Origin of the sequence: Arthrobacter sp. UYP6, from assembly GCF_040547315.1 — a bacterium.
Taxonomy (GTDB): Bacteria; Actinomycetota; Actinomycetes; order Actinomycetales; family Micrococcaceae; genus Arthrobacter_B.
Genome location: NZ_JBEPPM010000014.1, coordinates 79,975 through 103,306 on the forward strand (window position 1 = coordinate 79,975; position 23,332 = coordinate 103,306).

General features: G+C 63.7%; 24 protein-coding genes, 7 tRNA genes and 1 riboswitch. Of the genes, 15 read left to right on the top strand and 16 right to left on the bottom strand.

Annotated elements, in window-relative coordinates:
• Positions 1 to 14: 14 nt before the first annotated feature.
• The 4 genes from ABIB35_RS12865 to ABIB35_RS12880 all read right to left on the bottom strand — a co-directional run bounded on the left by ABIB35_RS12865 (position 15) and on the right by ABIB35_RS12880 (position 2,145).
• Positions 15 to 356 (bottom strand): ferritin family protein, encoded by a 342-nt coding sequence (locus ABIB35_RS12865; protein ID WP_354181958.1) that lies wholly within the window; start codon positions 354 to 356, stop codon positions 15 to 17.
• A gap of 282 nt (positions 357 to 638) precedes the next feature.
• On the bottom strand, positions 639 to 1,184 hold the full coding sequence (locus ABIB35_RS12870; protein ID WP_354181960.1) for a flavin reductase family protein: 546 nt from the start codon (positions 1,182 to 1,184) through the stop codon (positions 639 to 641).
• 8 nt (positions 1,185 to 1,192) lie between these two features.
• Positions 1,193 to 1,639 (bottom strand): peptide-methionine (R)-S-oxide reductase MsrB, encoded by a 447-nt coding sequence (msrB, locus tag ABIB35_RS12875; protein ID WP_354181962.1) that lies wholly within the window; start codon positions 1,637 to 1,639, stop codon positions 1,193 to 1,195.
• 14 nt (positions 1,640 to 1,653) lie between these two features.
• Positions 1,654 to 2,145: a hypothetical protein gene (locus ABIB35_RS12880; RefSeq protein ID WP_354181964.1), complete on the bottom strand. Its 492-nt coding sequence runs from the start codon at positions 2,143 to 2,145 to the stop codon at positions 1,654 to 1,656.
• Positions 2,146 to 2,275: 130 nt separating this feature from the next.
• Here ABIB35_RS12880 and ABIB35_RS12885 point away from each other — a divergent pair, with 130 nt between their 5' ends.
• On the top strand, positions 2,276 to 3,565 hold the full coding sequence (locus ABIB35_RS12885) for an alpha/beta hydrolase family protein (protein WP_354181966.1): 1,290 nt from the start codon (positions 2,276 to 2,278) through the stop codon (positions 3,563 to 3,565).
• Between the two features lie 30 nt (positions 3,566 to 3,595).
• On the opposite strand, the gene ybaK is transcribed toward ABIB35_RS12885, so the two are convergent.
• From ybaK to ABIB35_RS12900, 3 genes are read right to left on the bottom strand one after another with little or no spacing between them, the layout of a single operon-like run.
• Positions 3,596 to 4,105 (bottom strand): Cys-tRNA(Pro) deacylase, encoded by a 510-nt coding sequence (gene ybaK, locus ABIB35_RS12890; protein WP_354181968.1) that lies wholly within the window; start codon positions 4,103 to 4,105, stop codon positions 3,596 to 3,598.
• Positions 4,106 to 4,136: 31 nt separating this feature from the next.
• The gene (locus ABIB35_RS12895; RefSeq protein WP_354181970.1) at positions 4,137 to 4,601 is read right to left on the bottom strand and encodes a SufE family protein; all 465 of its coding nucleotides are present in this window, start codon (positions 4,599 to 4,601) and stop codon (positions 4,137 to 4,139) included.
• 53 nt (positions 4,602 to 4,654) lie between these two features.
• On the bottom strand, positions 4,655 to 5,560 hold the full coding sequence (locus ABIB35_RS12900; protein ID WP_354181972.1) for a sulfurtransferase: 906 nt from the start codon (positions 5,558 to 5,560) through the stop codon (positions 4,655 to 4,657).
• Positions 5,561 to 5,854: 294 nt separating this feature from the next.
• On the opposite strand from ABIB35_RS12900, the gene zapE reads away from it, so the two are divergent.
• Positions 5,855 to 6,892 (top strand): cell division protein ZapE, encoded by a 1,038-nt coding sequence (gene zapE, locus ABIB35_RS12905; RefSeq protein WP_354181974.1) that lies wholly within the window; start codon positions 5,855 to 5,857, stop codon positions 6,890 to 6,892.
• 270 nt (positions 6,893 to 7,162) lie between these two features.
• Here zapE and ABIB35_RS12910 read toward each other — a convergent pair whose 3' ends face one another.
• The 8 genes from ABIB35_RS12910 to ABIB35_RS12945 form a co-directional block, all read right to left on the bottom strand.
• On the bottom strand, positions 7,163 to 7,420 hold the full coding sequence (locus tag ABIB35_RS12910; RefSeq protein WP_354181976.1) for an antitoxin: 258 nt from the start codon (positions 7,418 to 7,420) through the stop codon (positions 7,163 to 7,165).
• A 172-nt stretch (positions 7,421 to 7,592) separates the two neighbouring features.
• On the bottom strand, positions 7,593 to 9,254 hold the full coding sequence (locus ABIB35_RS12915; protein ID WP_354181978.1) for an HNH endonuclease signature motif containing protein: 1,662 nt from the start codon (positions 9,252 to 9,254) through the stop codon (positions 7,593 to 7,595).
• 417 nt (positions 9,255 to 9,671) lie between these two features.
• Positions 9,672 to 9,745, bottom strand: a tRNA-Gly gene (locus ABIB35_RS12920).
• 27 nt (positions 9,746 to 9,772) lie between these two features.
• A tRNA-Val gene (locus tag ABIB35_RS12925) sits at positions 9,773 to 9,844 on the bottom strand.
• Between the two features lie 44 nt (positions 9,845 to 9,888).
• Positions 9,889 to 9,962, bottom strand: a tRNA-Gly gene (locus ABIB35_RS12930).
• Positions 9,963 to 9,998: 36 nt separating this feature from the next.
• Positions 9,999 to 10,070 (bottom strand) — tRNA-Val (locus tag ABIB35_RS12935).
• A gap of 23 nt (positions 10,071 to 10,093) precedes the next feature.
• Positions 10,094 to 10,167: transfer RNA gene (locus ABIB35_RS12940), tRNA-Cys, on the bottom strand.
• 62 nt (positions 10,168 to 10,229) lie between these two features.
• Positions 10,230 to 10,303 (bottom strand) — tRNA-Gly (locus ABIB35_RS12945).
• A 597-nt stretch (positions 10,304 to 10,900) separates the two neighbouring features.
• Between ABIB35_RS12945 and ABIB35_RS12950 the strand changes: the two genes are divergently transcribed.
• Positions 10,901 to 10,975 (top strand) — tRNA-Val (locus tag ABIB35_RS12950).
• Between the two features lie 265 nt (positions 10,976 to 11,240).
• Here the strand turns inward: ABIB35_RS12950 and ABIB35_RS12955 are convergent.
• Positions 11,241 to 12,329 carry an alpha/beta fold hydrolase gene (locus tag ABIB35_RS12955; RefSeq protein ID WP_354181979.1) on the bottom strand — a complete coding sequence of 363 codons (1,089 nt, stop codon included), beginning with the start codon at positions 12,327 to 12,329 and terminating at the stop codon, positions 11,241 to 11,243.
• A 214-nt stretch (positions 12,330 to 12,543) separates the two neighbouring features.
• Between ABIB35_RS12955 and ABIB35_RS12960 the strand changes: the two genes are divergently transcribed.
• The 12 genes from ABIB35_RS12960 (at position 12,544) to ABIB35_RS13015 (ending at position 23,329) form a co-directional block, all read left to right on the top strand.
• The gene (locus ABIB35_RS12960) at positions 12,544 to 13,425 is read left to right on the top strand and encodes a cytochrome (RefSeq protein WP_354181981.1); all 882 of its coding nucleotides are present in this window, start codon (positions 12,544 to 12,546) and stop codon (positions 13,423 to 13,425) included.
• A gap of 223 nt (positions 13,426 to 13,648) precedes the next feature.
• Positions 13,649 to 14,248: a peptide deformylase gene (gene def, locus ABIB35_RS12965; protein WP_354181982.1), complete on the top strand. Its 600-nt coding sequence runs from the start codon at positions 13,649 to 13,651 to the stop codon at positions 14,246 to 14,248.
• Positions 14,249 to 14,260: 12 nt separating this feature from the next.
• Entirely contained in the window at positions 14,261 to 15,190 is a 930-nt protein-coding gene (gene fmt / locus ABIB35_RS12970; protein ID WP_354181984.1) for a methionyl-tRNA formyltransferase, read from the top strand.
• A complete protein-coding gene (locus ABIB35_RS12975) occupies positions 15,187 to 16,728 on the top strand; it encodes an RsmB/NOP family class I SAM-dependent RNA methyltransferase (protein WP_354181986.1) in 1,542 nt (513 codons plus the stop codon). The genes fmt and ABIB35_RS12975 overlap by 4 nt, the downstream gene beginning before the upstream one ends.
• Before the next feature lie 72 nt (positions 16,729 to 16,800).
• Positions 16,801 to 17,469 (top strand): ribulose-phosphate 3-epimerase, encoded by a 669-nt coding sequence (gene rpe, locus ABIB35_RS12980; protein WP_354181988.1) that lies wholly within the window; start codon positions 16,801 to 16,803, stop codon positions 17,467 to 17,469.
• 163 nt (positions 17,470 to 17,632) lie between these two features.
• Positions 17,633 to 17,778: riboswitch (FMN riboswitch) on the top strand.
• A gap of 106 nt (positions 17,779 to 17,884) precedes the next feature.
• Positions 17,885 to 18,568, top strand: a complete 684-nt coding sequence (gene pnuC / locus ABIB35_RS12985; RefSeq protein WP_354181989.1) for a nicotinamide riboside transporter PnuC — start codon at positions 17,885 to 17,887, stop codon at positions 18,566 to 18,568.
• Positions 18,565 to 19,635 (top strand): bifunctional diaminohydroxyphosphoribosylaminopyrimidine deaminase/5-amino-6-(5-phosphoribosylamino)uracil reductase RibD, encoded by a 1,071-nt coding sequence (ribD, locus tag ABIB35_RS12990; protein ID WP_354181991.1) that lies wholly within the window; start codon positions 18,565 to 18,567, stop codon positions 19,633 to 19,635. The genes pnuC and ribD overlap by 4 nt, the downstream gene beginning before the upstream one ends.
• A gap of 9 nt (positions 19,636 to 19,644) precedes the next feature.
• The gene (locus ABIB35_RS12995) at positions 19,645 to 20,298 is read left to right on the top strand and encodes a riboflavin synthase (RefSeq protein WP_354181993.1); all 654 of its coding nucleotides are present in this window, start codon (positions 19,645 to 19,647) and stop codon (positions 20,296 to 20,298) included.
• On the top strand, positions 20,295 to 20,993 hold the full coding sequence (ribB, locus tag ABIB35_RS13000; RefSeq protein WP_354181994.1) for a 3,4-dihydroxy-2-butanone-4-phosphate synthase: 699 nt from the start codon (positions 20,295 to 20,297) through the stop codon (positions 20,991 to 20,993). Before ABIB35_RS12995 ends, ribB begins: the two co-directional genes overlap by 4 nt.
• Positions 20,990 to 21,667, top strand: a complete 678-nt coding sequence (locus tag ABIB35_RS13005) for a GTP cyclohydrolase II (protein ID WP_354181996.1) — start codon at positions 20,990 to 20,992, stop codon at positions 21,665 to 21,667. Before ribB ends, ABIB35_RS13005 begins: the two co-directional genes overlap by 4 nt.
• An 86-nt stretch (positions 21,668 to 21,753) precedes the next feature.
• Complete coding sequence (ribH, locus tag ABIB35_RS13010) at positions 21,754 to 22,236, top strand: 6,7-dimethyl-8-ribityllumazine synthase (protein WP_354181998.1); 483 nt, start codon at positions 21,754 to 21,756, stop codon at positions 22,234 to 22,236.
• Between the two features lie 247 nt (positions 22,237 to 22,483).
• Positions 22,484 to 23,329 carry a class II glutamine amidotransferase gene (locus ABIB35_RS13015; RefSeq protein WP_354181999.1) on the top strand — a complete coding sequence of 282 codons (846 nt, stop codon included), beginning with the start codon at positions 22,484 to 22,486 and terminating at the stop codon, positions 23,327 to 23,329.
• Positions 23,330 to 23,332 lie beyond the last annotated feature (3 nt).

Here is a 23,332-nt window from a genome sequence, read left to right on the forward strand (position 1 = left end):
TGGGAAGACCTGTCCTACCCGCCGGAAGCCCCGCCGTCGTCTTCCGTTGCTTCGGCTTCGGAGGCCTCGCCGTGCTGCACAATATCGCCGTCCGTGAAGAGGATGCCCCGGGCTATTTCCCGCCACAGCGGCGTCCGGCGCAGCAGGAACTCAAGCTCCATGCTGAAGTGCTTAAACTCTTCGCCCAGGGAATCATGCATGATGGCCCGGGACTGGGCATCGGGTTCAACGGCAATGCGCTGGACGTACCAGCCGATGGCCTCGGCCTCTTCAGCCAGGCTCGCGCACATCCTGGCGAAGGTTCTGGTTTCTGCAGGAAGCTCTGACGGTGGCTCGTGATACTGCTCTGTGCCCATGGTGATCTCCTGGTGGGGCCCGGTTTCAGGCCGTATCCGGGCTGTGGAAGAGTCCCCTGGCGGGAAATCTTCCGATGGATGCCCGTGATGTTCCCTGTTATCCGAGGTTACGGTTGGCCCCCCGGGGAAACAATGGCGCGCACTCACGGCGTTGCAGGGGCACGCGAAAAGGCCCGGATGCGCTGATGAAGTTCAGTGCGTCCGGGCCTTTTCGAGTCGCGGATTTGGGGCTGGTCAAAAGGTCGCCTCCCGGAGAGGGAAGCCGGGCAGGACCGGTTTCAGCTAAGCGAGCCGCCCGTATGCGGAGGCGAAATGCACCAGTGGATCAGCCTCGTCGTCGGCCGAGGCACGCCGGCCCATAGCCGTCACTTCACCCACCACCAACTGGTGGGTGGCCGCCGTCGTCACCTGCGTGGTGCGGACTTCGAACCAGGCGATGCAGCCCTCGATCACTGCGGCTCCGGTGACGGGGCCGCGGCCGTAGTCCACCTGGCTGAGCAGTCCTTCCAGCGGAGACCCGGGACTCGCCAGCCAGTTCGCAGTGCCGCGCTGGCGGGCGGAGAGCAGGCTCACGGCCCAGGTTCCGCTGTCCAACACGGCCTCAGCGATCCGTGATTCGGCGTACAGGCTTACCAGCAGCGTGGGCGGATCGTAGGAAACCGAGAGGAATCCGCTCACGGTTGCTGCATAGTCCCGGCCGCGCAGTCGGGTGGAGACAACCGCTACGCCCGAAGCAATGTCGGCGCTGAGCAGCCGGTAACTGTCGATCGCCTCGTCGGGGACTTCCGGAGAGGGCACCAGCTCTCCCCGGAAGACGCCGTGGTCCACGGCGGGCGCTACTTGGCGGCGTCGCCGGAGGCCTGATCCGACGGGACCAGTTTCACGGAGACGGAGTTGATGCAAAAGCGCTGATCGGTGGGCGTATCAAAGCCTTCGCCCTCAAACAGGTGGCCCATGTGCGAATCGCAGTTGGCGCAGCGGACCTCGACGCGGTCCATACCCATGCTGCGGTCGTGGAGGTAACGGACTTTGCCCTCGGCCAACGGGGCAAAAAAGGACGGCCAGCCGCAATGCGAGTCGAACTTCTCGCTTGAGGTAAACAGGTCGCTGCCGCAGGCCCGGCACTGGTACACGCCGGCTGTCTTGGTATCCCAGTATTCGCCGGTGTAGGGACGTTCGGTTCCGGCCTTGCGAAGGACCTGATACTCCTCGGGGGTCAGTTCCTCACGCCACTGATCTTCGGTCTTTTGTACGGGCACAGTTCCGGTGGTGTCTTCAGTCATATTCGCGTCAACGCTTAAGAGTCGCCAATAAATCCCGAGCCGGAGTACAGGTGCAGCACGGGCACTCCGAGGCGGTCCTGAGCTTCGTTCGCCCAGTCGGTGCGGAATGTGTCCTCTACGGCGTGCGGGGTGGTGATGACAACTACCTGCTGGGCGTCCGAGGCTTTGGCGGCGGCCACCACCGCCTGGACCGGGTCCTCGCCCGTCACGGAGCCGGTGGCTTCCAGGCCCGACGACGCGAGCAGCTTCAGCGATTCGGCCAGCTCCACTTCGGCAGCCTTGGTTTCCTGGTCCTTGGTGGGCTTTTCGCCCGTTAGGTCGCGGAATGCTGCGGCGAATTCCAGCAGGCTCAGGTTGTCCAGTACATCAACGAGCAGGTTGCGTCCGGTATCCGCGGGCACCAGCACCTCAAACCGCGCCGGATTGTCCTGGATCAGATACCTCAGATTGGAGATGTCCACGTCGTTGAGGGACTCTTCGGTCAGCACCACGATTGTTGCTCTCATGCGGCCAGCTTAGTCGGTTCCACGCAGGCACCCGCCTCCGGCCCCGCGATCGGTGTGGCGCCAGTGACACTTGGCCGTTCGGCGGCATGGCCTGGCTGCGCCACATCGATCCGTCGGTCAGAATGGAGGTATGCCTATCTCCATCCCCCTGCTTCCGTTCCCGGCTGTTTCCGACGCTCCTGAACCTGCAACCGGACTTTCGGCTCCGTGGATCAAATGGACGGCTTTCGGAGCAGGGGTGGGCGCGGCGGCTACCGCTGCGCTTTTCGCCGCGACATCGGGGCTGGGCATCTACTTTGCCCGACAGGTGGTTACCCCGCGCCGGGTGAGGGATGCCAATCTGGAGATCCTCGCCGTCTTCGATTCGGAGCACGGCAAGCAGATCATTCTGCCCGCCAATGAAGACACCACGGTGGACGGCACCTACAGCCTGTATTTTGACGGCGGCAAGGGCCACGCACGGATCGGCGCCATCCGGTCTTATGTTCCACGCGAAGGCACGGTGCAGCGCGACGTCGAAGAAATCTACAGCGGGGATCTCGCCAAAGCCGTGCGAGGCTGGTGGAGCGGTGCCATCTATCCCTCTCCATCCGCCGTCGGCCTCGCTGAAGAGGAAGTTAATGTCCCGGTTGACGGGGGTCTTGCACCTGCCTGGCTGGTGCGGGCGGATCCGGATGCCACAACGTGGGCCATCATGGTCCACGGCAGGGGAGCGCAGCGCACCGAATGCCTGCGCGCGGTGCGCACGGCCCGCGAGGCAGGGCTGACGAGCCTGCTAATTTCCTACCGGAACGACGGCGAAGCCCCCTACGCGTCCGACGGCCGGTACGGCCTGGGGTTGACGGAATGGCACGACGTCGAGGCTGCCATCCGCTATGCCCTGAACCACGGCGCCAAGGATGTTGTCCTCTTTGGTTGGTCGATGGGAGGCGCAGTCAGCCTGCAGGCTGCCGACCGCTCTCCTCTGCGCCGGCACATTCGGGCGCTGGTCCTGGACGGTCCTGTGATTAACTGGATCGACGTGCTCAGCCACCACGCCCGCCTGAACCGGATTCCCGTGCAGTCCGGCCGGCTGGGCCAGTGGCTCATTTCGAATCCGGCAGGCCGTGCCCTCACCGGCCTCGCTGCGCCGCTGGACCTCAAGAGCATGGACTGGGTTTCTCGGGCCGATGAGATTCGGATTCCCACCCTGATCCTGCACAGCGAGGACGATGAGTTTGTTCCCTGTGGCCCGTCCGCGGAGCTGGCCGAGAAAAACCCCGGTGTGGTGACGTTCGAGCGGTTCTTTAAGGCCGGTCACACCAAGGAGTACAACGTGGATCCCGAACGGTGGGAGACCACGGTCCTGGTGTGGCTCAACAACACCCTGGGGCGTACGAGGCACCCGGCAGTTCGGCGTTTTGAGAGCCCCGGGAACTGACGGCTGGCTAGGTACAGCTTGGGCCCCAGCTTAGGAAGGCTGGGCGGCGATCGGCGCCGTCAGGGCGTGAGTGAGCCGGATCAGGTCAAAGGGGGACAGGCCTATCTGCAAACCCCGCCGACCGCCTGACACATAAACAGTGTCCAGCAGCTCCACGCGGCTATCGATCCCGGCGGGGGAGGAGCGCTTCTGCCCGAGCGGTGAGATGCCGCCTACCACGTATCCGGTTCGCTTCTCCGCTTCATGCCGGTCCGCCATCACCGCCTTGCGCGCACCCATGAGGGAAGCAAACTTCTTCAGGTCAAGGTTCAGCGCTACGGGCACCATGGCCACACCCAGGCGCCCGCCCAGATCCACCATCAGTGTTTTGTACACGGACTCGGGTGGCAGACCCAGCTTCTCGGCTGCTTCCAGTCCGTACGAGGGCGCACCGGCCTCGTGCTCATAGTGGTGCACCGTGTAGGGAATCTTCTGTTCGTCCAACAGCTGCGTGGCCGGTGTGGCGCCCTTGCCCGAGTGTTTCTCCCGATTCCCTGCCATGAGTGCGGCCTTCCTTAGCTACTAGCCGTGCTTACGCCTGTATCAGCTTCTCATTTTCGGCGAGCCGACGTTTGATGCGTCCCAGCATGGCGGACATTCCCCGCATCCGCAGCGGAGTGATGGCCCGGGTCAGGCCCAGCCGGTCAGGAACGTCAGCCGGAACGGCGAGGATTTCTGCTGTGGAGAGGCCGTTGAGGCCCTCGTGCAGGACGCTGGCGAACCCGCGTGTTGTCGGCGCTTCGCGCGGTGCCGAGAAGAAAAGCTGAACGCGCCGTTCGGGGGAGTCGTCCACTTCGATGGTCAGGAACAGCGGCGACTGGCATTCCACTACCTGCTCGAGCAGTTCCGGCCGGTCTGCGAGCCGCTCCGGCAGGTCCGGAAGAGTCCGCGAGAACTCCAAAAGCAGCTCCAGCCGCTCAGCTTCTTCGAGGGCCTGAAAGTCCTCGATGATTTCGGCAAGCTGTGCCGGGACGGTGGTGGGTGCTGAGGTGCTCATGTGCTTCGGCTTTCCGCTGTGGTGCTGGTGAATTTTGTTAATTGCTGCGCTGCCTAACGTGCAGCCGGGGCGTCCCCGGGGGCTTCGCCCTTGACGATCGGAACGCGCACGGCGTTGCCCCATTCGGTCCAGGAACCGTCGTAGTTGCGGACGGAGTCAAATCCGAGCAGGTGCTTGAGTACAAACCAAGTATGGCTGGAACGCTCACCGATCCGACAGTAGGCAACGACGTCGTCGCCCTCCCGAAGGCCTGCCTGATCCTGATACAGGGCCTCGAGTTCGGAGCGGGTGCGGAAGGTTCCGTCGTCTGCAGCGGCCTTGCTCCACGGCACGGAGGCAGCGGTGGGAATGTGTCCGCCCTTCATAGCGCCTTCGTCCATGTAATCGGGCATGTGCGTCCGGTCGCCGGTGTATTCCGCGGGGGAGCGGACATCGATCAGTGGTCCCTTGCCGAGATGGGCCAGGACATCGGGCAGATAGGCGCGGATGGGTGCGTCGTTGCGTTCGACGACGGGGTAATCGGTGCGCGACACCTCGGGCTTTGCCTCGGTCAGTTCGCGGCCTTCGGCGATCCACTTATCCCGGCCGCCGTCGAGCAGGCGGACGTCCTCGTGGCCGAACAGGGTGAAGACCCACAGGGCGTAGGCGGCCCACCAGTTGGACTTGTCCCCGTAGATCACCACGGTGGAATCGCGGGTGATGCCCTTGCGGGACATGAGATCAGCGAAAGCTTCGCCGTCCACAAAGTCGCGGGTATCGGCGTCGTTCAGGTCTGTGTGCCAGTCAATTTTCCGGGCGCCCGGGATATGTCCCGTGTCATACAGCAGGATGTCCTCGTTGGACTCCAAGACCACCAGACCGTCGGTTCCGAGGTTGTCGGCCAGCCACTGTGTGGAAACGAGTCGTTCGGGATGGGCATATTCGGTGAACTTGGATGCGGTGTCAGGGGCAATCGACATGTACGCGGCCTCTTTCGGTGTCGGATTGTCTGTTGCCGAACGCAAAAGCGGCGGCACGTGCTTACCTCTAGCCTAACGATGTGCGCCGGTGAAAACTTCCTGCGGGCTTACAGGTCTTTCCCGGTTGGAGCAAGGCGTCCCCGGACCAGTGGTTGCGTTCTGTTGGCGTATCGTTGCAACGGCGGCATTTTGTCGGCGGCAGACCGGTACCACTGACCGCATTCCCGTGGGACCCTCTGGCACCTTTTATTGTTGTTTACATACCTCTTACATCGGATGGACGGATTGCGCACAGTGGCACAAGCGGAGCACCTTGCAGAGCGGACTCCCCGGGTCTCGACCGACGAACTGCTGAAGGGCTTCTACCCCTCACCCCGCTTCGGCGAAGTTTCCTTTGACAGCTACCGTCCGGATCCCTCGCAACCGTCACAGGCGCAGGCAGTTAGCGCCATGCGGAACTTTGCCGTTGCCGTCGATGTGCCTGAGCCCACGGGTCTGAGGAAGCTCTTTGGTGCGAAGAAGCCCGAGTCCAAAGCAGGGTTCTATCTGGACGGCGGGTTCGGTGTTGGCAAGACCCACCTCCTTGCCTCCTTGTGGCATTCAGTCGAGGGGCCCAAGGCCTTTGGCACGTTCGTGGAGTACACGAACCTTGTGGGCGCCCTGTCCTTCCGCAAGACCGTGGATGCTCTGAGCACGTACAAGCTTGTATGCATTGACGAGTTTGAACTCGACGATCCCGGGGACACTGTCCTGATGTCCCGCCTGATGCGGGAACTGGCCGACGCCGGCGTCAAGCTTGCTGCCACTTCCAACACCCTGCCGGGTTCTTTGGGCGAAGGACGGTTTGCTGCCGTTGATTTCCAGCGCGAGATCCAGGTCCTGGCCGACCAGTTCGATGTTGTGCGCATCGATGGGGAGGACTACCGCCATCGCGGTCTGCCGCAGTCTCCGGATCCCGTCAGTGAGGAGGAACTTGAGAGCCGCGTGGCCGCGGAGTTCACCGGCAAGGTGGTTGCCGACGACGATTTCAGCACCCTCATCAATCATCTCTCCAGCGTTCATCCGAGCCGGTACCGTCAGCTCATTGACGGGATCGACGCCGTGTCCTGGCATAACGTGGACACCATCACCGAGCAGTCGGTTGCCTTGCGTTTTGTGGTCCTTGCCGACCGGCTCTACGACAAGGACGTTCCCATCCTTGCCAGCGGCGTTCCGTTTGATCAGCTCTTCACCGAGGAAATGATGAACGGCGGATACATGAAGAAGTACTTCCGGGCCGTGTCCCGCCTCACTGCTCTGGCACGCGAAGGCCAGACCGGAGAAGCTGCATAGTCTGTCACCGGACTTCACCGCGGAGGTGGGCCATTGGTGCCTCCCGGGAGCGGCTGCTAGTTAGGCGAGCTTCGACCAGCGGCTGTAGGACCACCGGGGTCTTCGCCGGCATGGCACTTAACGACCGCGCGGCACCTAACAACGACACGGCACCTAACAACGACACGGCACCTAACAACGACACGGCTCTTGACGACACGGCACTCGATGACGAAGGGTCCCGGTACTGCCGCGAGGCGGTACCGGGACCCTTCTGTCGTGCTCTGAAGCTTATACGGCCGGAGGAGTCGTTCCGGGTTCGGTTCCCGTGTCGGGCCCCTGCTTGCGGTCGACCTTGTCTACCGCTTCCGAGGCCTTGTTCTGGAAGCCGTCGATCTTGTCAGAGTACTTTCCGCCGGTCTTCTCATCGGCGAATTTCCCTGCTTGATCGATGCCGCCCTTGATCTTGTCGGCATTCTCGCCCACAAGCTCGGTCGCCTTGTCCTTCAGCTCTCCGGCCTTGCCCTTGAGCCCGTCAAATAAAGACATGGACCACCTCCTTTACGCAGGGGAAACCAAACGTTTCCCGTTCACCGTCAATGGTAAGCCCCCTGAGTATAAGGGCCAAGAACCGGAGCTATCGGATTTCTTGATCGTTCGCTCGGGTCGGTGTGGGCACAGCGTCGCCAGCGCCGGCGGCTGTTCCGTGCCTGTGCCGGTTCTATGCCCTTTGCCGATGTGGGCGGAGGGGATGAAAGTAGGTGTTTTTTAGTGGCGCTTGGAAGGGATCCACATAGGTGGGTGGTGTGAACCAAGGGGACCCGCGCCGAACTGTGATCCGCCACTTCTCCCGATGGATCAGATGATGATGGAATCCGCACAGGAGCACGCCGTTGTCCGTGCTGGTGGTCCCTCCATGGGAGTGATACTCGATGTGGTGGGCTTCGCACCAAGGGGCAGGCGCGGTGCAGCCGGGGAAAGCGCACCCCCGATCCCTGGCAACAAGTGCCCTCCTCAGATACGGCGGAAAATAGCGGGCGGCAGTTCCAACGTCGAGAATGCGGCCCTCCCCGCTGAGGACTACCGGGATAATGTCCGCGTCACAGGCGATGCGGCGGATCTGGCGAGCCGGAACGGGCCCGGAGAAAGCCAGTATTCCGCCTTCCGGAGTCCTGTCCGCAGGTGTCCTTCCCGCACCTGCCTCACTCTCATCCCGAGCCGAGGCGGACATCCAGGACTCGTCTGGTGGTGAACCGGTTGTGCCGTGCATCCCGTTTGTGCCGGGGAAACTAGTCGGGCGCATTCTGGTTGTCCTCTTGAGGCGGTCGCTTAGCTGGTCATAGGGAATGACAGCAAGGACTTGCGGTTTGGACCCGCCGCTGGCAGGGAGCTGGCCGGCGGCGAGGGCCATCCGGCAGGAGGCCACCAAGCCGTCCAAGCACTTCTGCGGATAGCTGCGGGGATCAGCGGGAACAGCACGTTCCTTGCCCTCAACGTCTGCGCAGGTGCCCTCTGCAGACGCTGTTCCGCCGGTCCGCGGGTTAGCCTCAGGCGACAGCGCCGTCATAAGGGTCTCGAATTGGTCTTCGGAGGCAAAAATGTCCAGCCGATGCAGCCCACGGTACTTCCGGCGGATAAACAGGCCCTGCAGCTCGGCCTTTTGCTGCTCAGACGGTTCAGTTCCGTCCGGATCGAGGTGGTTGATCCAGGCATGGGCAACCACATTGAGTGCATCCAGATCCTGACTGACAGCCACTTCAGTCAACGCGGTTTCCATGGCAGCGCGGTCCTCCCGGGTACCGCATCCCTGGACACGCTTCAATGCCATACTGATCAGTTGCGCTGCTTCGCCCGACAGCTGGCCTTGCGCCGCGGACGCTGCCACTACCGCAAACTCCGGTACGATTTTTTGGCCGGAAATGCCTGTTGAGGATGTAAGTGAAGAACCAAGACGAACCCGTCTCCACGCTTCCCTGCTGCTGATCCGAAGCCGGTGGCGCAGATATTCGGCGGTGTTCTTATATTCCTGCTGGACCTCTCCGGAGGAAATGGTCCAGGAATCGGTGATGGCGGAGCATATCCGTGCCCGGTCGACGCCAGCGGCCGCGGCTATCTGCAGGTGATCGACAATACGGGAAAGTGCCTCGACATCCGCTGCGAGGGAGATCAGTTCCGCTGAAGAAAGGAGGGGAATTTGTTCATTGAGGTCGTGCACAATGACTTGCACGCTGGAAACGAGGGTGCGCAGTGCCGCATTCGGCGAGTCGGAACGGCCGGTGGAAGGAGAGAAATCAGACTCAAGGCCAGTTGAACGGAGCGATGGATCGTCCGCCGGAACGGTATGCGCCCGGCCAAGGGTCCGGTCTTGCAGATCATCTTCCATAACCCAAGAATCTCAGTAACGGCCGTCATATTCGAAAGTAGTTTCGAATTTTGTGGAGAACATTCGGCCTTCGGGCGCTCATCCATGTCTGTGGAGGAGGAACGCGGGCAACCGGCCAGGGGAGGGCGGAGCTACAGTCGCCGTTGTTGGCGAGATCACCGCCGCCGTCGCCGCCGCTAGCGAGACCGCTACCGTCATCGCCAGCGTCGCTAGCGAGACCGCTACCGGCGCCGCAGTCGTTAGCGAGATCACCCTCGCCGTCGTTCATCATCGACCAACAGTTGCCAGCCCCCGCTGCCGCCAAAGCCCGCGATGTGGCCAATACCTCACGTAGCGGCGACCGACTTAAACGCAGAAGGAGCAGGCCAGATAAATGGCCTGCTCCATCTGAATGCTGCTCCGAAGAGCAACTGTGCGAGCGGACGACGGGATTCGAACCCGCGACATCCACCTTGGCAAGGTGGTGCTCTAGCCAGCTGAGCTACGTCCGCAAAAACAAGACAACCGGAAGTTGTCCGTGCGCGATACTGGGATCGAACCAGTGACCTCTTCCGTGTCAGGGAAGCGCGCTACCGCTGCGCCAATCGCGCTTGAAACATCAGATCTCCCGGAGGTGACCCGATGCGGTCAAGAGAGCGGACGACGGGATTCGAACCCGCGACATCCACCTTGGCAAGGTGGTGCTCTAGCCAGCTGAGCTACGTCCGCAAAAACACAGTTGTGCACCAAGGCGCCAAACTGTAGTGCGCGATACTGGGATCGAACCAGTGACCTCTTCCGTGTCAGGGAAGCGCGCTACCGCTGCGCCAATCGCGCCCAAAGGGCTTGCAAATCCTCTGTGGAGGTGGGGACGGGATTCGAACCCGCGTATACGGCTTTGCAGGCCGCTGCCTCGCCTCTCGGCCACCCCACCGTGACCGCAGCATAAGCATAGGCCGACCGGTTAGGATCAACCGGCTTGTACAGTGACTTGCGAGCGGACGACGGGATTCGAACCCGCGACATCCACCTTGGCAAGGTGGTGCTCTAGCCAGCTGAGCTACGTCCGCATGCTGTAAAAGTTGAGGTATTCCGTCCCGAATCGCTTTCGCTTTTCGCGGCGAACTCCCGCTTTCCAACGAAGAAAAACTCTATAGGACTATTCGTATTTCGTCCAATCGGGCCTGGGGTCCGGAAGTGGTCCGATCATGGGGCGTTCCGTGGTAAAGCAGCAGGTGAACGCCTGGTGCTGCGGATCATCCGGTACCCGGGCGTCCCGTCGTCGAGGCCCTTATCGGTGCGTATTACCTTCCGTAGTGCGCTCAACGGCCCAGCAGGCGGGAGGGGGAGAGGTCGGATCAGTTGGCAGCGTGGTCAGACGCTGCCCAAGATACTGGGCCGGCCTGCACTTCCTGCCGCTGGTTGATCTGCGCGTTACGTCCGTGCTTACTCCTGATTGCAGGCTGCCGGCTAAATGGCCGCTCCGTTATGGCAGTCGCCCGGGCGACCCCGGGCGACCCCGGGCCCCAGCGCGGGGAAGAAAGTCTGGGTGCATGGACGACGGCGGGACGACGGCGGCACCGGCCGTCGTTGACCGGTTTGGAGCCAGCGGCGATCTGGGCTAGCATCTTTACACGTTGCAGTTATGGAAATGACAGCGGCACAGGGGGCGATTGGCGCAGTGGTAGCGCGCTTCGTTCACACCGAAGAGGTCACTGGTTCGAACCCAGTATCGCCCACCAACATGAAAACAGCCTCTGGCTAGTGGAAACACTGGATCAGGGGCTGTTTCTATTTGGCACGCATGGTGGGTCCTCCTAAGAGAGGCTGGTCCTAAGAGAGGTGGGCAGGCCAGACGGCGCCCAACAAGTTATCGGATTTTGCCTCCCAGGAGCCCGCCGACCAACATCGCCAGTGTTCCGGTACGGAGCGCCACCCACATAAAGAACCCGCGGCGCCCCGTCCGGAAGGCCGAGAATAGACAGCAGCGACAGGTGGAACCTCGGCCTAAGCCAGCCCGCTCTCACCGGCCAGAAGCTCCTTGAGGACAGCGTCAATGAATGCGGAATCGACCGGATTGTCGCCAATACCGGCGAAGTGCCCCCACACGCCGGGGATCCGACGCACCTCGCCTTTCTCGATGTACTGAGATGCAAATTCCTCATCTTCCGGTGGGAAGTAGAGGTCTTTTTCTCCCGGCATCGCGATCAGTCGGGCACGTATGGACCGCAGCGCCTTGATGTGGTCCCCGTCAAAGCCCGGTGTTGCCCCAATGTCGCCGTACTGCCAGGTCCATAGCATGGCGAGCAGGTCGTTCGTATCGCGCTCGTGGAGAATAGGTCCGCCACCTAGGAAGTGCCCTTCCCAGTAGGTCACGAGGAAGTCCTCCAGGGATGAGAAGCGGAGGGACGTGCGAAGTCGAAGAGACTTCCACTCTTCACGATAGGTCTCCTCCCAGTAGAAGGCCTGTGAGAAGCCCCAACCGGCGTAAACGCGCGCCGCAGCGCGTAGTCCCTTTTCGGGCTGCCTTTCATACCACCCCCCTTTGAATGCGTCATCGGTAGTGAGCGCTGCTTTGACCCCTTCAAGAAATACAAAGTTGTGAACGCTCGTCTTGGAGGAGCCGCAGAATGGAGCGGCCCGCTCAACCATGTCAGGGTGACTGACTGCCCACTGGTAAGTTTGCCCGGCTCCCATCGACCAACCTGTCACCAGGGCTATCCGTTCGATGCCGTACCGTTCGGTGAGCAGTTTGTGCTGAGCCTGGACTTGGTCGTAAAAGGTCACCTTGGGAAACCGTGCTCGGTCATAGGGTGGTGCCATGTTGCTCGGCGAAGTCGAAACCCCGTTGCCGAGCATGTTCGGAATGACAATGAAGTATTTCGCGGGGTCCAGAGCCATGCCCTCGCCGATCATCCACTCGTTGTCCCAATGCCGCCCGGAATACCACGTTGGGCACACAATCACATTGCTCTTATCTGAGTTGAGCTCTCCGAAAGTTTTGTAGGCGAGTTGAGCACCGCGCAACGTTGCGCCGTGCTGTGTCTGGAACTCGCCAAGGTCGAACGTCTCGTAGTCCTGAGGAAAATTGTTCATCGCAACTCCTTATGGGAGGACACCTGGCGCGGTCAGATTACGCGTCCATCTGAAAACAATCCAGAGAGGGCATTGACCCATCCAAGCTGCCAGCGAACCCCCTTATTGCCTCTTCAAGAAGTGAAGGCAGATTTCGCCACTATCCCGGTTCATGGTTTGTGCCCCGCTGGCCGGCCTGCGAACCGATGTCGGTGCGGGGTGGCAAACTGAAGATATGACTGAACCAGCTCTTGCACATGCAACAGAATTCGGGCGGATGTACTCCCGGTCCCTTTCTGAGCCGCCTACGGTACCGTCCATCACCACGGTGATTGCGCAGGGTTCCACCTCGCTGGACGGCTGGCACAGCTACATGGCTGCCACTGCCATAGTCAAGGATCCCAAGCTCCCGGCAAGCCTGGGCAACCCGGGAGCGCTGCGCAGCCTGGTCAAGGAAGCCTCGCGCGCCTCAGAACGCTACCGCGACCAGGCCGCCGAACGCGGTACACGGGTCCACTATTACTGCGAGCAGGTTTCTCTCCGTGCCCTGGATCTTCCGCATGAGCTTGAAGCAGCCCGCACCGCGCTCCTGGAACATGGAGAGCATCAGTTCGCAGACCGCTTTGATGAGTGGTGGGACCTTTATGAGGTGGAGCCGCTGGCACCGGAAATCACCGTCTGGAATGACGAACTGGGATACGCCGGAACCCTGGACCTCGTGGCCCGCATCAACGGACGGCTTTGCCTGATCGATTACAAGACCAAGAACACTGACCGCGACGGGCAGGTCAAGCCGCTGGATGACAAGGTGGTCATGCAGCTGGTAGCGGGCATGAAGGCCAAGGAGTCGCTTGTGGATGCCGGCAAGGGCATCTGGGAGCCGTGGGCCTACGGCGAGGATCCGCTGCTGCTTGGCGTTGCCGTGGGGCAGACCGAAGTCCGTCCAATGCGCGCCAACCCCGCAGTTCTTCCGCAGCACTGGTTCAAGTTCTGCGCACTGCGCCGGCTCTGGCAAACCTCGTACGACGTCGCTGCTGCCGGCAGTGCGCTCCTGCCCATCGCTCCGCCGCCCGCCGGGGCACATGCTGTCCGTGCACCCCAGGCGTCGTCCACCTGAGCGAAACGGGGAAGGCTGATGAGGCTGCAGCGGATCGCCGGCGTGCGATGCCGCCCGCGCCCGGCGTGCGATGCCGTCCGCGCCGGCGTGCGATGCCGCCCGCGCCCGGAACCCAAAGGTGCGGGGGAGCGGCAACGCGCCCGGCCCAACTAGACTGGTTCTGAGCAACAATCAGTCAGCAGCAGCGCAGAAACCGTGCGTAACAGTAAGGAACGAAACCTAGATGGCAATCCTGAACATCCGGATTATCGGCGACCCAGTCCTGCGGACCCCCGCTGAGGAGGTCACGGACTTCGGGCCGGAACTGGCCAAGCTCGTCGCCGACATGGAAGAAACCATGGAGGATGTTGAAGGCGCCGGTCTGGCAGCACCCCAGGTGGGCGTCAGCCTCCGGGTTTTCACCTACCGGATTGACGGGCAGGCCGGACACGTGGTCAACCCCGTTCTGGAACTGAGCGAAGACCGCCAGGAGGACCAGATGGAGGGCTGCCTTTCCATCCCCGGACTCGGCTATCCCGTGCCGCGCTCCCGCTGGACCCGCGTCACCGGAGTGGATAAGGATGGCAATCCCGTCACGCTTGAGGGCGAAGGGATGCTTGCCCGAGCCTTCCAGCACGAAACGGATCACCTGGACGGTGTGCTGTACATCGACCGGCTCGAAGGCGAAAACCGCAAGAAAGCACTGCGCGCCATTCGCCAGGCAGACTATGACGCCATTGCCGGACGTACCACGGCGGAGCGCGCCCAGACGGTCGGCTCCGCCTTTGGCGCAGGCTCATCCTTCGGCGCCGGCAGCTCCTTCGGCACCGGCGGACAGGCCTAACCGCCCGTGGCCATGCGCGTACTTTTCGCCGGCACCCCGGCCGTCGCAGTCCCCTCACTGAACGCCCTGCTGGAAGCCGGTTTCGACGTCGTCGCGGTGCTGACCCGCCCCGATGCACCGCTGGGCCGCAAGCGGACCCTCACGCCGTCGCCCGTTGCCGCCCGCGCCTCCGAGCTGGGGCTGCCCGTCATCCGCGCGGCAAAGATTGACGACGACGCCGTTGCCGCCATCCGCGCTGCCAAACCGGACGCGGCGGCGATCGTCGCGTACGGGGGACTCATTCCCGAGCGGGCGCTGAGCATCCCCGAACACGGCTGGATCAACCTGCACTTTTCCCTTCTCCCTTCCTGGCGCGGTGCCGCGCCGGTGCAGCACGCCGTCATCAACGGCGACGACGTCACCGGGGCCTCCACCTTCCTGCTGGAAAAGGGCCTGGACACCGGCCCCGTGTACGGGCAGCTGACCGAGACGCTGCGCCCGGAAGACACCAGCGGGGAACTGCTCGAGCGCCTCTCGCACAGCGGCGCCGTACTGCTCGCGCAGACATTGAGCGCTATCGAGACCGGAGCGGCGCACGCTGTGCCGCAGACCGGGAACATCACTCTGGCCCCCAAACTGACCATTGACGACGCGCGGGTCGACTGGCGGCAGCCGGCCCTGGCCATCCGCCGCCGGATCAACGGCGTGACGCCGGAACCGGGGGCCTGGACCACGTGGGACGGGGCCCGCTTCAAGATCGGCTCCGCTGTGCTGCGCCCCGACATCACCGATCTGGCCCCGGGCCGGGTCCGCTTCACCGGCGGCGCGCAGGCAGCCGCCGTGGTCGGCACCGGTTCGTCCGGCCTGGAACTGGCGCAGGTTCAGCCCGCCGGCAAGAAAATGATGCCGGGGGCCGACTGGGCCCGCGGCCTGGCCAACCGTGAGGATGTGGTCTTCGAATGACCTCCCAGAACAGTACCCCGCACAACAACACGCCCTCCGGCCGTTCAGTCCAGGGAAATAAAGCCCGCAACGAAAAGGGACATGAGCGCAGCCGTCCCTCCGTGCGCAGCCACACCAAGCAGGCACCGGGCCAGCGCACCCGTGCGGCGGACCCGGCGCGTCTGGTGGCCTTCGAGGTGCTCCGGGCAGTTTCCGAAGACGACGCCTACGCCAACCTCGTGCTGCCCAAGAGCATCCGCAAGCACCACCTGGACAAGCGCGACGCCGGTTTCGCCACCGAACTCGCCTACGGCGCCCTGCGCGGCCAGGGAACCTATGACGCAATCCTGGCCAAGTGCGTGGACCGCCCCCTGGATAAGCTGGATCCCGCAGTCCTGGACGCCCTGCGGATCGGTGCGCACCAGCTGCTGGCCATGCGCGTTCCGGCGCATGCGGCCCTGGATCAGACCGTGGGCCTGGCCCGTGCCGTCATCGGTGCCGGTCCGTCGGCACTGATCAACGCGGTGCTGCGCAAAGTCGCAGCACGTGACCTGGACGCCTGGCTCGAAGAGCTGACCCGCGGAGAGACCGACGCGACCAAGCGTGCAGCCATCGAACATAGCCACCCGGAATGGATTGTCCGCGCCCTCCGCCAGTCACTGGTGGCCCACGGCCGCAATGTCGAGGAAATCACTGACCTGCTGCAGGCGGACAACGATGCCCCCGTGGTGAACCTCGTAGCCCTGCCCGGCCTGGGCAATCTCGATGAAGCACGCGAGGCAGGGGCTGTGAACGGCGAACTCGTTCTCGACTCGGCACTGTTCTCGGCGGGCGACGTCGGCCGCCTGGAATCCGTCCGGGCCGGCACCACCCGCGTCCAGGATGCCGGATCCCAGCTCGTGGCGCGGGCCCTGGCTGCAGTGGACATTGGCGACCGGACCGCCGACGGCAGCCGTGACGGGGAACAGTGGCTGGACCTCTGCGCCGGACCCGGCGGCAAGGCGGCACTGCTGGCTGCCCTGGCCAATGAGAAGGGTGCCATTCTGCTGGCCAACGAACCCGCCGCGCACCGCGCCAAGCTGGTTCGCCAGGCCCTGGAAGCAGTTCCGGGCGAGGTCTGGGACGTACGCACGGGAGACGGCCGCAGCATTGCCGAACAGTATCCGGAAACGTTCGACCGCATCCTTGTCGACGCACCGTGCACCGGACTGGGTGCCCTGCGCCGCCGGCCCGAGTCGCGCTGGCGCCGCAAGCCCACCGATGTGGGGGAGTTGGGTGCGCTGCAGCGCGAACTGCTCATCGCCGCGGTGGACGCCGTTAAGCCCGGCGGCGTGGTGGGCTATGTGACGTGCTCGCCGCATCCGGCCGAGACTACCGCCGTCGTGGCCGATGTGCTGCGCCAACGCAACGATTTGGAGCTGCTCGACGCCGGTGCAGCGCTGGATAACGCAAGCCTGACCGGCAACCTGGGTGCCGGACATGAGCTGACCGCGCAGCTGTGGCCGCACATCCACCAGACGGATGCAATGTTCCTGGCGCTGATCCGCCGCAAGGTCTAACCCCCGTCCAGATCTGTTCTCGTCCTATGCCCGACCCATCGGCCGGGCCCCTGACCGTCCACAAGGAGAACCATGAGCACGTGCTGTATCAACCCGAGCATCCTCTCGGCCGACTTCGTCAACCTGCAGGCCGAGCTGGAGCGGATCAGCACTGCCGACGCCGTCCACGTGGACGTCATGGATAACCATTTTGTGCCGAACCTGACCATCGGACTGCCAGTGGTGGAACGGATCCAGCAGGTTTCGAAGCTGCCGCTGGACGCGCACCTGATGATTTCCGACGCCGACCGCTGGGCTCCGTTGTATGCGGAGTTGGGGCTCGCGTCGGTGACGTTCCATGTGGAGGCTGCAGCGGCGCCGATCAAGCTGGCACGGGACATCCGTGACCGCGGCGCCAAGGCAGGCATGGCGCTGCGTCCGGCCACCCCGGTGGAGCCGTATCTGGACATGCTCTCTGAACTGGACATGCTGCTGATCATGACCGTGGAGCCGGGCTTCGGCGGGCAGAAATTCCTGGACGTCACCCTGCCGAAGATCCGCCGCGCCGCGGAGGCCGTCCGCGGCTCCAACCTGCCGCTGGCCATCCAGGTTGACGGTGGAATTTCCGCGGACACCATTGAGCGCGCCGCCGAGGCCGGAGCCAACGTGTTTGTGGCCGGGTCAGCGGTTTATGGCAGCGGTGATCCCAACGACGCCATCAGTAAGCTGCGCGTCGCCGCAGAGGCTGCTTCCTCACGCTGACTCTTTCTGCCGGCTGCACTATCTGTGCTCCCATAGCGCCCTATGACCTGCGGTGACATTCAATCGGGCGGGGCGGCGTGTGTCCCGAAGTGACAATTATTACTTGAACCTTCACGGAAAACTGGCGCTCTCACCGCACGCTTGTGTAAGAATGGGTTTAACAATCGTGCTCCGGGGTCGGTGTAATTCCGAACCGGCGGTTATAGTCCGCGACCCGCACTGCAGCTCCCGAATCTCGGGAAAAGCGGTGCGGTTGAACTGGTGAAATTCCAGTACCGACAGTTAAAGTCTGGATGGGAGAAGCACGTGCAGTTTGTTGAACCGACGGTTAAACGTCTCCGCAGGCGGGGACGTTTAACGTCGATGCACCGTACTGTCGTACCCCCGGAGCCGCCGCTGACGGGATAGGAACGACATGGATTTTTTGCGGTGGCTCTTTGACGCTCAGGTACCGGTGGGATCGTCATCCCTTCTGGTGCGTGAGGTTGTAGGCAACATCTTTGGGCTCCTGAGCGCCCTCGGCGGTATGCGCCGTAAAGTCTGGGCCTGGCCGGCGGGCATCATCGGCAACGTCCTTCTGCTCACCGTCTTCCTTGGTTCCCTTTTTGGCGACGCTGATTCCGCCACTTTGCTGGGCCAGGCGGGACGGCAGATCATGTTCATCGCCGTCTCGGTCTATGGCTGGCGGCGCTGGCAGCAAAGCAAGAACGACGGCGGCTCCGCCGTGACCCCGCAGTGGGCTTCCGGCAGGGCGCGGATAGGGCTGGTGACAGCCCTGCTGCTGGGAACCGTGGCCCTGACTCCGATTTTCGCTCGGCTCGGATCCTATGAACCAGTCTGGGCCGACGCCTGGACCTTTGTGGGTTCTCTCCTCGCCACCTACGGCATGGCCAAAGGCTGGGTGGAATTCTGGCTCATCTGGGTTGCCGTGGACATTGTGGGCGTACCGCTGCTGTTCAGCGCCGGCTACTACGCCACGGCGTTCATGTACGTCTTTTACGGCATCTTCACGTTGATTGGCTTCTTTGTCTGGGCCAAGGCCAAGAATAACGAGAAACCCCAGGTGGAAACCGTGATGCCGGATCCGAGGGTGTTATGACCGGAACCAGCACCGCCGAACACAGCGCCATGCTCCATGCGCTGGACCTGGCCCGGCAGGGCGTGCGCGGTGCCAACCCGCTGGTGGGAGCGGTGATCCTCGACTCCGCGCAGAAGGTCCTGAGCACCGGTTTCCACCGCGGCGCCACAACCCCGCATGCCGAAGCAGACGCCTTGGCAAACGCTGCCGCACACGGCGTGGACGTTACCGGGGCAACCATGGTGGTCACCCTGGAACCGTGCAACCACACCGGCCGGACCGGGCCCTGCTCGCAGGCCATCATCAACGCAGGGGTTTCCCGGGTTGTCTACGCCGCAGCAGATTCCACTGCCGAGGCCGCCGGCGGGGCCGAAGCCCTGGCCGCCGCCGGTGTGGAGGTTGACGGCGGGCTCATGGCTGCTGAGTCAGCCGAACTGAACCACCGGTGGATTTGTGCCGCAGCCCAAAGGCGGCCCTTCGTGACCGTAAAAACCGCGCAGAGCCTGGACGGCATGACTGCAGCGCAAGACGGCACCAGCCAATGGATCACCGGCAGCTCTGCCCGCGCCGACGGGCACGCCATCCGCTCCCGGGCGGACGCCGTCCTCGTTGGAACCGGCACCGTACTGGCCGACAACCCGCAGCTGACCGCGCGCGACACCGCTGGCGGTGCCGCCACGCGGCAGCCGCTCCGGGTGGCCGTTGGACGCCGTCCGGTGCCCGCAGACGCGGCCATCCGCGGAACCGACGGACGTTTCCTGCAGCTGGCCGAGCATGACCCCGCGGACGTCTGCCGGCAGCTGTACGCGCACGGGGTCCGCCACCTCATGATCGAAGGCGGAGCCACGCTCACCGGTGCCTTCCTGCGCCTCGGACTGGCAGACGAATTGGTTGCCTACCTTGCGCCGGTGCTGCTTGGCGCGGGCACTCCCGCGTTCGAGAGCCTCGGCGTGCACACCCTGGCTGATGCCTCTTTGTGGCGCTGGGACGAGACCGACGGCGGTGCCGCCCGCTTTGTGGGCGCTGATCTGCGGCTGCGGCTCGAACCCATGCCGGCGGCCACCACACTTCGCACCGAACAACCGTAAGGAGACCACGTGTTTACCGGAATTGTGGCTGAACAGGGCAGCGTTGTTTCCCTGAACCCGAGCGCCGAAGATGACTCGGCGGTGCTCGTCATCAGCGCCCCCGCCACCGGCGCCGGCCTTGAGCTGGGCGGATCCATCGCAGTGAACGGGGTCTGCCTCACGGCAACGGCCCTGGACGGGGACCGGATCTGCGTGGACGTCATGGGCGAAACCCTGGACCGCACCACCACCGGTAAACTCCGGCCCGGCAGCACAGTCAATCTGGAACGCTGCGTGCCCGCCGGCGGACGGCTGGACGGCCACGTTGTCCAGGGTCATGTGGACGGGGTCGGCGAACTGCTGGAGCGGGAAAACCTGGGCAACTGGGACCGACTGCGTTTTGCGGTGCCGGTGCAGCTGGCCCGGTACATCGCGGAAAAGGGTTCTATTGCGGTGGACGGCGTCTCTCTGACAGTGACTGCGGTCAGCGACGCAGAAGAACCGCAGCAGTGGTTTGAGGTGGGCCTGATTCCCACCACGCTGGCAGCGACGGGCCTGGGCGCACTGGACATTGGGGGAGAGGTGAACCTGGAAGTGGATGTGCTGGCCAAGTACGCCGAGCGGCTGCTCGCGTTCCCCAACCCGAAGAAAGCGGTGCACGCCGCCGAAGGAGGGCCAGCATGAGCATCCGAACCCGGAACACTCGCAGCAATGACCGGCAGGGGAATCTGATCCTGCTGGACAGCATCCCCGCAGCAATCGAGGCCATCGCTTCGGGACGTCCCGTGGTGGTTGTGGACGATGAGAACCGCGAAAACGAAGGCGACATCATCTTCGCCGCCCAGCACGCCACGCCCGAACTGATGGGCTGGAGCGTCCGCTACACCTCCGGGGTGATCTGTGTGCCGCTGCCCGGATCGTACGCGGACCGGTTGGACCTGCCGCCCATGACGGCGGTCAACGAGGATACCAAGGGCACCGCGTACACCGTCTCCTGCGACGCCGCCGCCGGCGTCAGCACCGGGATCAGTGCCGCCGACCGCGCGCTGACGTCCCGGGTGCTGGCGGATCCGGGCGCATCTGCGGCGGATCTGCACCGGCCCGGCCATATTTTCCCGCTGCGCGCGCACGGGAACGGCGTCCGCGGCCGCCGCGGGCACACTGAAGCAGCGGTGGAGCTGGCACGGCTGGCAAGGTGCACGCCGGTGGGTGTGATTGCCGAACTCGTCCACGACGAAGGGTCCATGATGCGGCTGCCGGCGCTGCGTGCGTTTGCCGACACGCACGGAGTTCCGCTGATCTCCATCGACGATTTGGTGACGTATCTGGACAGCCGTGACCGGCCCCAGTCTGATGATGATGCGGAGGAGCTGCGGTGAGCGCGGCGCAGAAACCGGCCACCGGCGTCGTACCCGGTCCTGTTGTTCACCTGCCCACCCTCTACGGGGACTTCACCGCCCGGGCCTGGACCGACCAACGCACCGGAGCGGAACATATGACTGTTTCCGCGCCGGGAACCGGGCTCCAGAATGACGGCGCCGGAGCGGATTCCGACGGCGGTCCCGCGGCACCGCTGGTACGCCTGCATTCGGAGTGCCTCACCGGAGACGTCTTTGGCTCCTACCGCTGTGACTGCGGGGAACAGCTGGAGCAGGCACTGGAACTGATCAACCTGCACGGCGGCACCGTGGTGTACCTGCGCGGGCATGAAGGGCGGGGGATCGGCCTGGCCAACAAGCTGCGGGCTTACGCCCTGCAGGAGGCCGGAGCGGACACCGTGGACGCCAATGAACAGCTGGGGCTGCCTGTGGATGCGCGCGACTACGAGGCGGCCGCGGACATCCTGCACGCGCTGGGATTTCACCGGATCCGGCTGCTGAGCAATAACCCGGCCAAACGGGACCGGCTGCAGCAGTACGGAATTACAGTGGCGGCCATGGTTCCGTCCGAGGTTCCCGTCCGGGCCGAGAACGAACGCTATCTGCAGACCAAACGGGACCGGATGGACCACCGGCTGACTCTGCTGCGCACCCAACCGGTTCAGCAGGGCTAACTGCCCCTGACCAAGCAAGAGCCTCACCATCAAGACCTCACCATCAAGACCTCACCATCAAGACTGCAAAACCAGGAGAAGAACTCATGAGCGGACACGGCGCACCGGATAACGACGTCAGCAGCATCAAGGCGAAAGGCCTGGATATCCGGGTGGCCATAGTTGCCGCCAGCTGGCACACGGAGATTATGGACGGCCTGGTCAACGGCGCCCTGCGTGCCGTGGAGGATGCCGGGCTGTTGCCGAAGCTGATCAGGGTTCCCGGCAGCTTTGAACTGCCCGTTGCCGCCGCCCGGCTGGCACCGCACTATGACGCGGTGGTGGCCCTCGGCGTTGTCATCCGCGGCGGAACTCCGCACTTTGACTACGTCTGTTCCGCAGCCACCACCGGCCTGACCGAGGTCAGCGTCCGTACCGGAACTCCCATCGGGTTCGGCGTGCTGACCTGCGACACCGAACAGCAGGGGCTGGACCGGGCCGGCCTTCCCGGGTCCTCCGAGGACAAGGGATACGAGGCAGTGGCTGCTGCGGTGAACACTGTTGCGGCGCTGCGCGGCGCCGGGGCCTAATCCCGGCCGCCACCACACCCATATCCTGCGTCAGGAACGGCCTACCAAAAAGATAGCTGGTGCCAGTAGAACTCCGCTTCCTTCTGTGATCGACTAGCTTAACGGCGATCGTCAAAGCCCGCCCCGTTGGACCGCCGGTAAGTGTGGGGAACATTCCGTCTTCAGCCTGGCTGGGATGCGGTGGACGAGGGCCGGTGGACTGGCTCCGTCACGGTTTGGAAATGCGGCGCGATCCGAAGGAGACGACATGTGTCGTTGGCTAGCGTATTCAGGTTCCCCCGTCCGATTGGATGATCTGCTCTACAAACCCGACAACTCCCTTGTTATCCAAAGCAAAAACTCGCGTCTGGGAGTGGAGACCACCAACGGAGACGGATTCGGTATTGGCTGGTACGGCACCGGACCCGTCCCCGGGATCTTCCACAGCACGGAGCCCGCCTGGCATGACCGCAACCTGCGCGAGCTCTCAGGGCAGGCCTCCGCGGGACGCGTCTTCGCGCACATCCGCGCCACCACGGGAACCGCCGTCCAACAAACAAACTGCCACCCGTTCCGCCACGGCAAGTGGCTCTGGATGCACAACGGTGCGCTAGCTGACTTCTCGAAGGTGAAACGTGATCTGGCCATGGCGGTGGAGCCCAGCCTCTATCCCGAGATCGAAGGATCAACGGACTCCGAGCTGTTTTTCTATCTCGCACTGACCTTCGGGCTGGAGCGGGACCCCCGCGCGGCGGTCGCCGAGGCAGTGGGCTTCATCGAGGATGCCGGACGGCACCGCGGCGTGGAACAGCCCATTCAGATGACGGTCGCAACCACCGACGGCGAGACGACCTGGGCCTTCCGCTACTCCAGCGAGGGCAACTCGCGATCACTCTTCTACAGCAACGACATTGCAGTTGTTCACGCCCAGCACCCGGACAACCCGCTGCTCCAGGACCTCTCGGACGACACCCGGTTGGTGGTCTCCGAACCGCTGGGAGATCTCCAGGGAGCTTGGTCGGAAGTGCCGGAGGCCACCTGCATCGTCGTTCAGGGAGGCGAGCGGGATTTGTACCCGTTTGCGCCGTCGACTCCGGTCGCCGCGGCAGTCTGAGCC

Bases quoted from the DNA above. Each gene is read 5' to 3' on its own strand.
- ABIB35_RS12865 (WP_354181958.1), bottom strand. From the start codon at position 356: ATGGGCACAGAGCAGTATCACGAGCCACCGTCAGAGCTTCCTGCAGAA.
- ribH (WP_354181998.1), top strand. From the start codon at position 21,754: ATGAGCGGACACGGCGCACCGGATAACGACGTCAGCAGCATCAAGGCG.
- pnuC (WP_354181989.1), top strand. From the start codon at position 17,885: ATGGATTTTTTGCGGTGGCTCTTTGACGCTCAGGTACCGGTGGGATCG.
- def (WP_354181982.1), top strand. From the start codon at position 13,649: ATGGCAATCCTGAACATCCGGATTATCGGCGACCCAGTCCTGCGGACC.
- fmt (WP_354181984.1), top strand. From the start codon at position 14,261: ATGCGCGTACTTTTCGCCGGCACCCCGGCCGTCGCAGTCCCCTCACTG.
- ABIB35_RS12910 (WP_354181976.1), bottom strand. From the start codon at position 7,420: ATGTCTTTATTTGACGGGCTCAAGGGCAAGGCCGGAGAGCTGAAGGAC.
- ybaK (WP_354181968.1), bottom strand. From the start codon at position 4,105: ATGGCAGGGAATCGGGAGAAACACTCGGGCAAGGGCGCCACACCGGCC.
- ABIB35_RS12960 (WP_354181981.1), top strand. From the start codon at position 12,544: ATGACTGAACCAGCTCTTGCACATGCAACAGAATTCGGGCGGATGTAC.
- ABIB35_RS12900 (WP_354181972.1), bottom strand. From the start codon at position 5,560: ATGTCGATTGCCCCTGACACCGCATCCAAGTTCACCGAATATGCCCAT.
- ABIB35_RS12975 (WP_354181986.1), top strand. From the start codon at position 15,187: ATGACCTCCCAGAACAGTACCCCGCACAACAACACGCCCTCCGGCCGT.
- ribD (WP_354181991.1), top strand. From the start codon at position 18,565: ATGACCGGAACCAGCACCGCCGAACACAGCGCCATGCTCCATGCGCTG.
- ABIB35_RS13015 (WP_354181999.1), top strand. From the start codon at position 22,484: ATGTGTCGTTGGCTAGCGTATTCAGGTTCCCCCGTCCGATTGGATGAT.
- ABIB35_RS12880 (WP_354181964.1), bottom strand. From the start codon at position 2,145: ATGAGAGCAACAATCGTGGTGCTGACCGAAGAGTCCCTCAACGACGTG.
- ribB (WP_354181994.1), top strand. From the start codon at position 20,295: ATGAGCATCCGAACCCGGAACACTCGCAGCAATGACCGGCAGGGGAAT.
- ABIB35_RS12915 (WP_354181978.1), bottom strand. From the start codon at position 9,254: ATGGAAGATGATCTGCAAGACCGGACCCTTGGCCGGGCGCATACCGTT.
- ABIB35_RS12885 (WP_354181966.1), top strand. From the start codon at position 2,276: ATGCCTATCTCCATCCCCCTGCTTCCGTTCCCGGCTGTTTCCGACGCT.
- rpe (WP_354181988.1), top strand. From the start codon at position 16,801: ATGAGCACGTGCTGTATCAACCCGAGCATCCTCTCGGCCGACTTCGTC.
- ABIB35_RS12955 (WP_354181979.1), bottom strand. From the start codon at position 12,329: ATGAACAATTTTCCTCAGGACTACGAGACGTTCGACCTTGGCGAGTTC.
- msrB (WP_354181962.1), bottom strand. From the start codon at position 1,639: ATGACTGAAGACACCACCGGAACTGTGCCCGTACAAAAGACCGAAGAT.
- ABIB35_RS12895 (WP_354181970.1), bottom strand. From the start codon at position 4,601: ATGAGCACCTCAGCACCCACCACCGTCCCGGCACAGCTTGCCGAAATC.